The sequence below is a fragment of the Bradyrhizobium sp. PRIMUS42 genome (genome assembly GCF_023006515.1).
Taxonomy (GTDB): Bacteria; Pseudomonadota; Alphaproteobacteria; order Rhizobiales; family Xanthobacteraceae; genus Bradyrhizobium.
In genome coordinates this window covers 1-10,970 of sequence record NZ_JALBGZ010000146.1, presented here as the reverse complement: position 1 = coordinate 10,970, position 10,970 = coordinate 1, and the positions used below count along the sequence as shown (strand labels likewise).

Sequence of the window (10,970 nt, the reverse complement as noted above, 5' to 3'; positions counted from 1 at the left end):
CTCCCGCAGGCCGTCGCGGCTGTCGGACAGCCGCTCGAAAACCCGTTCGGCCCGCGCCTTGAGGCCGGACACAAGTCGTTTGACGTGCTCAGGGCCGATCGGCTCCGGGGCGAGATCGTCCGCCTTCGCCGCGGCCAGGGCGACATGCATCTCGGCGAGCCGCCTGCCGATCTGCGCGATGAAGTGCAGATAGGGCGATTGCTCCTGGGTCTCGCGGGGTGCTTCGCCCGCCGACAACACGCGCTGCTCGTCGATATAGCGATCGAGATAACCCGTGGTCACGGTCCAGCCGTCGCCCTGGTTCTCGACATAGGCATGCAGTACGCCCAGCGCGCTGCGCTGATCGCCCTCGACCAGCTCGACGCTGCCGAGCAGCGCCGGCGTATTGGCAAAGCGCGCGACCTCGGTCAGATAATGGCCGATCTCGATCTCGGGATTGACGCCGCTTTCGAGCTGACGATAGAGCTTGGCGACGTACTGGTTGTCGACCATCGCGGTGCTGTTCGACTGCTCGATCGCGCGGATCCGTTCGGGCTCCTTGATGGTGTAGTCGGCGAACCGGCTGGTCGCCTTGAACTCGAGCCGCAGATTGTTCTCCTCCACCACCAAATTCTGCGACAGGTTGCGCAGGAAGAGGCCGATGAAGATCTGGTCGGTCGCGACATCGAGCAACGTGCCTTCGCGTGCACCCTGGCGCACGGCGGCGAGCGCCCTGGGGTTGAAGCGCTCCCGGTCGAAGCGCACCCACTCGATCTGCATCGGCAGCACGTAACGCCGCGCGGCGTCCTGGTCCGCCCTCTCAAAGAACGCGATCCAGGGCCTGTTGTCGCCGATATCGCAGAACGGCACGGCCGAGGTCAGCGTGGTCTTGATCTGCTTGGGATTATGTTCGGGATACCACCGCGTCCGCGACAAAAATCCCGGCAGCACGTCGCGCTCGAACACGCCGCGCTCGCGGGCGAGCGACACCCAGTTCGAATTCACCGGCACCACCAGCGTCTCGAATTCCGGCACCGCGCGCGGCGTCACCGGCTCGGACTTGTCGCGTTCCTGAAGCTGGAACCAGTAGAAGCCGTAGGGCCCCAGCGTGATCATGTAGGGCAGCTCGCCGATCGCGGGGAAGCGGGTGCGGCCGAGCATCTCCTGCGGGATGCGGTCCTTCCACGGCGACAGATCGAGCTCGGTCGCCTGCGCGGCACGCGAGAGGTTGGCGACGCACAGGATCACCTCGTCGCGGTATTGCCGGACATAGGCCAGCACGGCGCGGTTGGCCGGGCGGATGAAGGTCATGGTGCCTCGGCCGAAGGCGAGCGTCGACTTGCGCACCGAGATCAGCCGCTTGGTGGCGCTGAGCAGCGAGGACAGGCTGCGCGACTGCGCCTCCACGTTCACCGATTCGTAGCCGTAGACCGGGTCCATGATCAGCGGCGCGTAGAGGCGGGCCGGGTCGCAGCGCGAGAAGCCGCCATTGCGGTCCGGGCTCCACTGCATCGGCGTGCGCACACCGTTGCGGTCGCCGAGATAGATGTTGTCGCCCATGCCGATCTCGTCGCCGTAATAGATGATCGGCGTGCCGGGGAAGGACAGCAGCAGCGAGTTCATCAGCTCGATCTTGCGTCGGTCATTGTCCATCAGCGGCGCGAGGCGCCGGCGGATGCCGACATTGATGCGGGCGCGGGGATCGTTGGCGTAGGTGGTCCAGAGATAGTCGCGCTCGACGTCGGTGACCATCTCCAGCGTCAGCTCGTCATGATTGCGCAGGAACAGCGCCCATTGGCAGCTCGCCGGAATGTCCGGCGTCTGACGCAGGATGTCGGTGATCGGGAAACGGTCCTCCTGCGCGATCGCCATGTAGATGCGCGGCATCAGTGGGAAGTGGTAGGCCATGTGGCACTCGTCGCCACGGCCGAAATATTCCTGCACGTCCTCCGGCCATTGATTGGCCTCGGCCAGCAGCAGCTTGCCCTTGGAGTAGGAGTCCAGCTCCTGGCGCAGGCGCTTGATGATCGCATGCGTCTCGGGGAGGTTCTCGTTCGAAGTGCCCTCGCGCTCGCAGAGATAGGGAATGGCATCCAACCGGAAGCCGTCGACGCCGGCATCGAGCCAGCGCTTCATCACCTGGATCAGGGCGCTGACCACGCGCGGATTGTCGAAATTGAGATCCGGCTGATGCGAGAAGAAGCGGTGCCAGTAGAAGGCGCCGGCCTCGTGATCCCAGGTCCAGTTCGACTTCTCGGTGTCGGTGAAAATGATGCGCGTGCCCTGGTATTTCTGGTCGGTGTCGCTCCAGACATACCAGTTGCGAGCGCTCGAGCCCGGATGGCTGCGGCGCGCGCGCTTGAACCAATTGTGCTGGTCCGAGGTGTGGTTGACGACGAGCTCGGTGATGACGCGCAGGCCCCGCTTCTGCGCTTCCTGGATGAAGCGCTTGAAGTCCTTCATCGTCCCGAAATCGGGATTGACCGAGCCGTAGTCGGCGATGTCGTAGCCGTCGTCGCGGCCGGGCGAGGGGTAGAACGGCAACAGCCACAGCGCGGTGACGCCGAGCTCCTGCAGATAAGGCAGCTTCTCGGTCAATCCGGCGAAGTCGCCGATGCCGTCATTGTTGCTGTCGGCGAAGGCCTTGACGTGGAGCTGGTAGATGATGGCGTCTTTGTACCAGAGCTCGTCCACGATCTCGGCAGCCTCGGCTTTCTTGGTGTCGACGGAAGATAGAACATTCATGGCGTGGCCCCTTACGCCAGGCAGCGGAACAAGAGCGCGGGATCGCGGTCGGGATCGATGCGTAACCTGATCCCGCCCCATTCGATGCGGGACCGCTCGCCGGTGAGGAGGTTTTCGAGTGTCGTCACATGGTGACGCTGCCCGCCGGCGTCAACGGTGACGTCGCCGAGCGGCAGCCAACATTCGCGCACGTGGCGGGACAGTGCAATCACGATCACGACGGTGTTGGCGGGCTCGGCCGCCTCCTTGACCAAGGCGATCGTCTCGGCGTTTTCGATGCCGAGAAAACGCAAGTTCGCCGTTTGCTGAAGTGCGGCGTTGTCGTTGCGGATGCGGTTGAGTTCGGCAATGTAGGACTTGATGTTGCCGGGCTTGTCCCAGTCGCGCTGCTTGATCTGATATTTCTCGGAATCGAGATATTCCTCGCGGCCGGGGATCGCCTCGTGTTCGAGCAGCTCGAAGCCGCTGTAAACACCGTAGCTGCCCGACAAACCCGCCGCCAGCGCAAGGCGCGACTTGAACGCCCAGGCTTCCCCGCATTGGAGATGATAGGGCAGCAGATCGGGCGTGTTGACGAACAGGTTAGGCCGATAGAAGTCGCGCTCGGGATAGCGCGTCAGCTCGCCGAGATGCTGCTCCAGCTCCCACCGCGAGGTGCGCCAGGGGAAATAGGTGAAGGACTGCGCAAAGCCGAGCTTGGCGAGGCCCTTCATCAGCTTGGGCCGCGCAAACGTCTTGGAGAACAGGATCACCTCGGGATGCCGGCGGCGGATATCACGGATCAGCCAGTCCCAGAACGCAAGCGGCGCGGTGTCGTGGTTGTCGATGGCGAAGATGGTGACGCCATGGTCGATCCAGAACAGCATGGCATCGCGAAAGGCATTCCACAGGCCGACGCGGTCGACCGAGGCGAAATCGGGGACCACGATGTCGGAATAGGGTCCATCCGCGGTCCGCACCGAGCGGTCCGGCCGCCATTTGAACCATTCCGGATGTTGCGTCAGCCAGGGATGGTCCGGCGAGCATTGCACGGCGAAGTCGAGCGCCAGCTCGAGACTGTACTCGAGACAGGTCGCGACCAGCGCGCGAAAATCCTCGATGGTGCCGAGCTCCGGATGCAGCGCATCGTGGCCGCCCTCGGCAGCTCCGATCGCATAGGGCGAGCCGGGTTCGCCTTCGGTTGCCACCGGCGCATTGTTGCGGCCTTTGCGGCGGCGACGGCCGATCGGGTGGATCGGCGTGAAATAGAGCACGTCAAAACCCATCTCCGCGATCTCGGGCACGCGCGCGATGCAGTCGCGGAGCGTGCCGTGCTGGCCGGGGATCGGGCTCTGGCTGCGCGGCATCATCTGATACCAGGCGCCAAACCGCGCTCTGTCGCGGTCGACGGTCAGCGGGAAGGGCTGTGAGCGGGTCAAGTCCGGCCGGGACTGGCTCTCGGCCATGGCATCGCCGAGTTCGGTCGCAAGCAGCGAGGTGACATCGCCGGTCTGAAGATAGTCCTCGCATTGCCTGACGATGATAGCCGCGGCGGCCTGGCGCGCGCCATGCGCCTTGGTCAAGAGCCCGGCACCCTCGATGGCATCGAGGCTGACATCGACGCCGGTTCGCTGCTTGCGCACGACCCCGTGGGACCAGGTGGCGAACTCGTCGGTCCAGGCTTCGACCGCATAGACATACTGGCCGGGCTCGACCGGCGTGAACGCACCGGACCAGCGGCCATTGCCATGATGGATCATCGGTTCGCGCCGCCAGTCCCGGTCCTGCTCAGGACGCCAGAGCAGCGCGGCGCTGACCACGGCGTCGCCATCGCGGTAAACATCGGCCCACACCTCGACCCGTTCGCCCGCGATCCGCTTCACGGCGAAGCGGCCGCTATCGATCGCGGGATAGACGTCTTCGATGAGGAAAGCGCTGCCGGCTGCGGCACTTTCGACAGTTTGAATTGTCTTGTTCACGGTGATGCCATTGACAAGAAAGCAGGAGCCCGTTTCCCTTGTCGGGAACCTACGCTTGATACCTATATAGAAAGCCGCTTGTGTGTCATTAGTTCCGCCAGGGAACGGCAACCGCCGTTTGTGCGTTAAGGCCGACTAACGTCTTCCGCTGCCTCGTTAAAATCGATGCCCCCGGCAAAAGGGTGGCCTGCAAGCTGCGTGCCGAATGGATCTTTTAGCTCAAGCCCGGATCAAGGGCGTTCAATCCGAATTCGTCGATGCCCTGGGGAAGTTGCGGGTCACAGACCCCGTGGCCCTCAAATCGATCCTCGACGCCCTGCCGGAGAAGCGGGTTTACCGCTTCGTCAGTGGGCCGGTGGTGGTTCGCGCGCTCGGACATCCGCGCACGGAATTGCCGGCCATCGGCGCGCCGCCGCTGCAATGGACATTGGCCGCAAACGGCAAATTGATCGCCCAGGGCGAGACGCGCGAGCCGGTGATCGCCTGGCCCGCCGGCCTGCCGCTCGGCTATCACCGCTTGACACTGACAGATGCCAAGGGCGTGACGGAAGAGGTGCCGATGATCGTGGCGCCCGAGCGGGCCTTCGGCGGCGATTTCGACCGCGGCTGGCTGCTCGCCGTGCAGCTCTACAGCGTCCGTTCGGACCGAAACTGGGGCATCGGAGATTTCACTGACCTTGCCGATCTCGTGCGGCTCGCCAAGCAGCTCGGGGCCGACGGCGTCGGGCTCAATCCGCTGCACGTCCTGTTCGACGACCACCCGGCCGATTGCAGCCCCTATTCGCCGAACAGCCGGCTGTTCCTCAATCCGCTCTATATCGACGTCGAGGCCATTCCCGAATTCTCGGCGGACTTTGTGCCCGACGCGGCCGCGACCGCCGCCCGTCTGCGTGAAGGCGACCGCGTTCCCTATGCCGACATGGCGGCGCTGAAATGGCTGGCCCTGCGGGCTACCTTCAACAGCTTCATGAAAAGCGCGAGCGAGGCGCGCCGCAAGGCGTTCGACGCCTTCCGCGCGGAGCGGGCGCCGCTCTTGTTGAAATTTGCCTGTTTCGAGGTGCTGCGACATCGTTTCAATGTGCCGTGGTGGCAATGGCCGGTCGAATGGCAGCAGCCGGACGGTTTCAAATGTAACGAACTGCGCAAAGGTTCTTACAGAAGCGAGGTCGAGTTCGTCGAGTTCGTGCAATGGATCGCGGACAGCCAGCTGCATGCGGCCAAGGAGCTCGCCGGCCAGCTCGGCATGCGGGTCGGGCTCTATCTCGATGTCGCCGTCGGCGTGCAGTCCAACGGCTTCGATGCCTGGAACGAGCAGATGGCGATTTCCCGCCATCTCGCCGTCGGCGCGCCGCCCGACGTGCTCAACACCGTCGGCCAGGATTGGGGCCTTGCCGGCTTCAACGCCGGCGGTCTCGAAGCGCAATCCTTCGTGCCGTTTGCCGACATGCTGGCGGCGTCGATGCGCCATGCCGGCGCCATCAGGCTCGACCATGTGCTCGGGCTGAAGCGGCTCTATCTCGTGCCGCGCGGCTTCAAGCCCGACAATGGCGCGTATGTGCAGATGCCGTTCGAGGCGCTGCTTGGCGCGGTGGCCTGCGAGAGCGCGGCCCACAAATGCATCGTGATCGGCGAGGACCTCGGCACCGTGCCGGAAGGTTTTCGCGAGATGATGCAGGATTTCGGCATCTGGTCCTATCTCGTCATGATGTTCGAGCGCGACGATGCCGGTCATTTCCGCCCCGTCGACCACTACAGGCCCAATGCGCTGGTCACGTTGAACACGCATGACCTCTCGACCTATGCCGGCTGGCGCTCGTTCAGCGACCTCAAGATGAAGCGCTCGCTCGGGCTCGACCCCGGCGAGAACGATCAGGCGCGCTGGGATGCGCTCGGCGCCCTCGACGAGATCCTCCGCCAGAACGGCATCAAGGCCAACGACCTCTATTCGGTGCTCGCCTTCCTGTCGCGCACGCCATCGCGGCTGCTCGCGGTGTCGATGGAGGATCTGCTCGGCGTGATTGATCAACCCAACATTCCCGGCACGATCGACGAGCATCCGAACTGGCGCCAGCGCCTTCCCGTCGCGCTCGACAAGATCGCCTCCAAGGTCGACCTCACGGCCTTGCGAGCGGCAACGCGGGAACGTTCATTGAACGGCGGGAGTTGATCGGCCGGGGCTTCTCAGGCTCGCACGACATTGTCACAGAAGATCGAAGACTATGCGCTGATCGGCGATTGCGAGACCGCCGCGCTGGTCGGGCGCAACGGCTCAATCGACTGGCTGTGCTGGCCAGCCTTCGATTCCGATGCCTGCTTCGCCGCCATCCTCGGCACCCACAAGAACGGCCGCTGGCTGATCGCACCGAGCGAAGATGTCACGAAGACATCGCGGCGTTATCTCGGCGATACCCTCATCCTCGAAACGCTTTTTGAGACGAAGAGCGGCACCATCGCGCTGATCGACTTCATGCCGCCGCGCGGCAAGGCATCCGACATCGTGCGGCTGGTGCGCGGCATCGAGGGCTCGGTGAAGATGCGGATGGAGCTCGTGATCCGCTTCGGCTTCGGCGCCGATATTCCCTGGGTACGGCGGATCGATCATTCCCTGATGGCCATCGCCGGCCAGGACATGACCGTGCTGCGCACGCCTGTCGAGACCCGCGGCGAGGATCTGACCACGGTCTCCGACTTCGAGGTGAAGGCCGGCGAGACCGTGCCGTTCGTGCTGACCTACGGCCCCTCGCATCTCGAGCCGCCCAAGCCGATCGACCCGGAGATCGCACTCCGGGACACCGAGGAATTCTGGAAGGACTGGTGCGGCCATTGCACGCGCGACGGCGATTATCGCGACCTGATCATGCGCTCGCTGATCACGCTGAAGGCGCTGACGTTCGCCCCGACCGGCGGCATCGTCGCCGCGCCCACCACGTCCTTGCCGGAGAAGCTCGGCGGCAGCAGGAATTGGGATTACCGCTTCTGTTGGCTGCGCGATGCCACCTTCACGCTGCTGGCGCTGATGAACTCGGGCTACACCGAGGAAGCGTCGGCCTGGCACAATTGGCTCTTGCGCGCCGCCGCCGGCTCGCCGGCGAACATGCAGATCATGTACGGAATCTGGGGCCAGCGGCGGCTCTTGGAATGGGAGGCGGGCTGGCTCGACGGCTATGAGGGCGCCCGTCCGGTGCGCGTCGGCAATGCCGCGCATGCGCAGCTCCAGCTCGACGTCTACGGCGAGTTGATCGACGCCTTTCACCAATCGCGCATGGCCAAGCTCAAGCTCGACGAGCAGACCTGGGCGCTGGAATGCGCCGTGCTCAATCATCTCGCCGAGGTCTGGGACCGGCCCGATCACGGGATCTGGGAGCGCCGCGGCGAGCCCAAACACTACGTCTTCTCCAAGGTGATGACCTGGGTCGCCTTCGACCGCGGCATCAAGAGCGCCGAGACCTTTGGCTTCAAGGCGCCGCTGTTGCACTGGCGCACCCTGCGCGAAGGCATTCATCGCGACGTCTGCAACAGGGGATTTGACGCGGAGGAAAACGCCTTCGTCGAATCCTATGCTTCGAAATTGCTCGATGCGAGCGTGCTGCTGCTGCCTGCTGTCGGCTTTCTGCCGGCGGTCGATCCGCGCATTCGCGGCACCATAGCGGCGGTCGAGGCATGCCTGATGCGCGACGGCTTCGTGCTGCGGCACGATCCGCGCGAATTGCCTGCGGGGCAGCCGCCGCTCGAAGGCGCGTTCCTGGCCTGCACATTGTGGCTGGCTGATGCCCATGTGCTGTCGGGTAATCTCGACAAGGCGCAAGGCTTGCTCGACCGCGTGGCCGGCATCGCGAACGACGTCGGTCTGCTGGCCGAGGAATACGATTCAGTCGCCGGGCGCCAGACCGGAAATTTCCCGCAGGCGCTGACCCACATCGCGCTGGTCAACACCGCGCACAACCTGTCGGCCGCAAGGCAGGAGAGCGACAAGCCGGCGGTGCAGCGGTCGAAGTGATCGTGGCTGTCGCAATGCATCCAGAGCGGGAGGTGCGCTCCCTCCCGCGCTTGCGGGGGAGGGCTGGGGAGAGGGTCCCCCACTCGCGAGAACCCCTGAGAGGAGAGATCCCTCATCCGCCGCTACGCGGCGACCTCTCCCGCAAGCGGGAGAGGTTACAGCGAGCCCGCGGCTCGATTAGCCCGCTCAAGGTCAATTCGCTCTAGCTCAACCAACCCCGTTCCGTTTCAAGATCATCTCCATCGCCTCGGCAAAACCGTCCTGCTCGTTGGTCGCGGTGACGTGGGTGGCCTGGTCCTTGACGTTGTCGGCGGCGTTGCCCATGGCGATCGAGACGCCGCTGACGGCGAACATCGCGAGGTCGTTCTGCATGTCGCCGATGGTGGCGACTGCGTCGGTGGCAATCCCCAGGCGCTTGGCCATCGCCGTAACGAACGTGCCCTTGTTGAAGCCGGGCGGGGTGATGTCGAGATAATACGTCTGCGAGCGCACGGCGGTGGCTTCGCTGCCCAGCGCGTCCTGCATTGCCTTCTCGCAAGCGGCGAGACCCGCCGCATCGGCGCTGGCGCCGACGATCTTGCAGGCGCTGGCAAGGTAGGGCGAAAAATCGGTCACGATGGTGGGATCGGAGCGGATCGTGTGCTGCTCGTGCGCGACGTACTTGCCGCCGGGGTTGTCGATCAGCCACTTGTCGGTGGTGAAGAGCCAGATGTCGGCGCCGAACTCCCGCAGAATCTGCAGGGACCGCTCCGCCGCCCCCGGCGGAATGAGATGCTGCTCGACCGGCCGCATCTCGGGATCGACGATCGAGGAGCCGTTGAACGGACCGACCGGCAGCCAGAGCGCCAGCGGTCCGATCAAAAAGCGCATGCCGATGGCGGGACGGCTGGAGGTGATGGTGAAGCCGATGCCGGCCTTGTGCAACCGCTGCACTGCGCTTCTTGCGCGCTCGGTCAGGGTCTTGTCCTTGGTCAGCAGCGTGCCGTCGACGTCGGACACGACCAGTGAGATTTGCGTCATGGCAGAACCTTCAGGTTTTTCAGGTCTCAGCGCTTCGCCCCGCCCAGCTTCAACTGTCGTACGATGCCGTCCACGATCGCTTCGACCGTTTCATCGATCGAGACGGTGATGACGTGCTCGCCGGCTTCCGGCGGCTCCAGCGTCTCGAACTGGCTCGTCAGCAACCCCGGCGGCATGAAATGGCCCTTGCGCTGCGCGAGCCGTTCGGCGATCAGCTCTTTCGTGCCCTTCAGGAAGACGAAGCGGACGTCGTCCCGTCCGCGCAGCAACACGTCGCGATAGGTGTGTTTCAGCGCCGAGCAGGCGATGATGATGTGCCCGCCTTGTCCGCAGACCCGCCCGATCTCGTCCGCGATGGCGTTGAGCCACGGCCAACGGTCCTCGTCGGTGAGGGGATGGCCGGCCCGCATCTTCTCGACATTGCTCGCGGGATGGAAGGTGTCGCCGTCCTCGAAGCGCCAGCCGAGCCGCTGGCCGAGCGCTTCCGCGATCGTGCTCTTGCCCGAGCCCGACACGCCCATCACGATCAATGCACAAGGTGCTTCAACGCCCGCCACGAATGCCCTCCGGAAGCGCGGCTTGGTCGACCAGCCAGACGGTCTCACCCTTCGAGCGCGCGCGTAACGCCGGCAGAGTCTCGCCATTGAGGAGGCGCGTCAAGATCGGTTGCTTGTCGTGGCCGGCAATCTCGAACAGCATTTCGTAGCACGACGCAAGGACGGGCAGGGTGAGCGACACCCGCGGCACGAAGGGCGCGACATTGGCCTTGGGCACCCCGACGACCCAGCGCTCGGTCTCCTCGATTTCGGGGAAGCCGGGAAACAGCGAGGCGGTGTGGCCGTCCGGTCCCACGCCCATCAGGACGAGGTCGAACAGCGGCCGCGCCGGATCAAGATTTTCGGCGCCGTAAAAGGCCTGCAGCTCACGCGCATAGGCCTCGGCGCTGCGATCGGGATTGTCGGCGGTGGTCGGAATCGGGTGGACATGGCCGGAGGGCGCATCACGGTCGAGAAACGTCGCGCGCGCCACCGCCATGTTGTTGAGGGGATCGCTCTCGGGAACGAAGCGCTCGTCACCGATAAACCAATGCACGCGCTGCCACGGGATCTTGGCGCGATATGCGTCGCTGCCGAGCAGTTGATAGAGCTTCTTCGGGCTGGAGCCGCCGGTGAGGCAGATTGCGATGCGGCCGGGATTGGCGGCGATGCGCGCCATCACCCGTTCGGCCGCGGCCTGGGCCAGTGCCTCCGCGTCGGCCGCAACGATCAGCT

At 64.7% G+C, this 10,970-nt stretch carries 7 protein-coding genes; 2 read left to right on the top strand and 5 right to left on the bottom strand.

What is annotated here, in order from left to right; genetic code table 11:
• Nucleotides 1–2,724 (bottom strand): maltose alpha-D-glucosyltransferase (treS, locus tag MOV75_RS13980; protein WP_247006001.1); only part of this gene is annotated, 2,724 nt, incomplete at its 3' end.
• 11 nt (nucleotides 2,725–2,735) lie between these two features.
• On the bottom strand, nucleotides 2,736–4,682 hold the full coding sequence (locus MOV75_RS13975; RefSeq protein WP_247006000.1) for a maltotransferase domain-containing protein: 1,947 nt from the start codon (nucleotides 4,680–4,682) through the stop codon (nucleotides 2,736–2,738).
• A gap of 205 nt (nucleotides 4,683–4,887) precedes the next feature.
• Between MOV75_RS13975 and malQ the strand changes: the two genes are divergently transcribed.
• Nucleotides 4,888–6,849, top strand: a complete 1,962-nt coding sequence (gene malQ, locus MOV75_RS13970) for a 4-alpha-glucanotransferase (protein ID WP_246918865.1) — start codon at nucleotides 4,888–4,890, stop codon at nucleotides 6,847–6,849.
• Nucleotides 6,850–6,879: 30 nt separating this feature from the next.
• Nucleotides 6,880–8,679, top strand: coding sequence for a glycoside hydrolase family 15 protein (locus MOV75_RS13965; RefSeq protein WP_246918862.1), 1,800 nt, complete (start codon nucleotides 6,880–6,882; stop codon nucleotides 8,677–8,679).
• A 207-nt stretch (nucleotides 8,680–8,886) separates the two neighbouring features.
• Here the strand turns inward: MOV75_RS13965 and MOV75_RS13960 are convergent, their stop codons facing one another.
• From MOV75_RS13960 to pgl, 3 genes are read right to left on the bottom strand one after another with little or no spacing between them, the layout of a single operon-like run.
• On the bottom strand, nucleotides 8,887–9,699 hold the full coding sequence (locus MOV75_RS13960) for an HAD family hydrolase (protein ID WP_246918860.1): 813 nt from the start codon (nucleotides 9,697–9,699) through the stop codon (nucleotides 8,887–8,889).
• A 26-nt stretch (nucleotides 9,700–9,725) separates the two neighbouring features.
• Nucleotides 9,726–10,256 (bottom strand): gluconokinase, encoded by a 531-nt coding sequence (locus tag MOV75_RS13955; protein WP_247005999.1) that lies wholly within the window; start codon nucleotides 10,254–10,256, stop codon nucleotides 9,726–9,728.
• Nucleotides 10,243–10,968 carry a 6-phosphogluconolactonase gene (gene pgl / locus MOV75_RS13950; RefSeq protein WP_247005998.1) on the bottom strand — a complete coding sequence of 242 codons (726 nt, stop codon included), beginning with the start codon at nucleotides 10,966–10,968 and terminating at the stop codon, nucleotides 10,243–10,245. The genes MOV75_RS13955 and pgl overlap by 14 nt, the downstream gene beginning before the upstream one ends.
• Nucleotides 10,969–10,970 lie beyond the last annotated feature (2 nt).